At 47.3% G+C, this 315-nt stretch carries 1 protein-coding gene; it reads left to right on the top strand.

The genetic code is table 11. From position 1 onward, the window contains the following. Positions 1-48: 48 nt before the first annotated feature. A partial coding sequence (locus F0U47_RS23005; RefSeq protein WP_223162872.1) for a DUF1397 domain-containing protein occupies positions 49-315 on the top strand: 267 nt, incomplete at its 3' end.

Genomic DNA, 315 nt, shown 5'->3' with positions numbered 1-315 from the left:
AAGAAGTACTGTGACAAGAGTGCTCAACTGAAAGGCTGTATCAGCTCGGTGCTGCAGGGCGTGCGTCCTTGTGTAGGCAACGAATATGCGAACCACATCAATGATGCCCAAAACAGTACCAATCAACTCATCGACTTTGTGTGCTACAAGGACGGAGACCGGATTGCTTTGTTCATCGCGGAAGGCGGCCCTGAGTGCTTCCAGCAAAAGACTGAGAATCTCAAGACATGCTTTTTAAATTTGATACAGAGCTTCCCCACTGTGGAATCCGCCAATAACTTGAGCCTTGTTGAAAAATGCGCAAAAGTTGATGAG

The sequence above is a fragment of the Nocardioides antri genome (assembly GCF_008373765.1).
Taxonomy (GTDB): Bacteria; Actinomycetota; Actinomycetes; order Propionibacteriales; family Nocardioidaceae; genus Nocardioides; species Nocardioides antri.
This window is presented reverse-complemented; position numbering and strand designations above follow the sequence as displayed.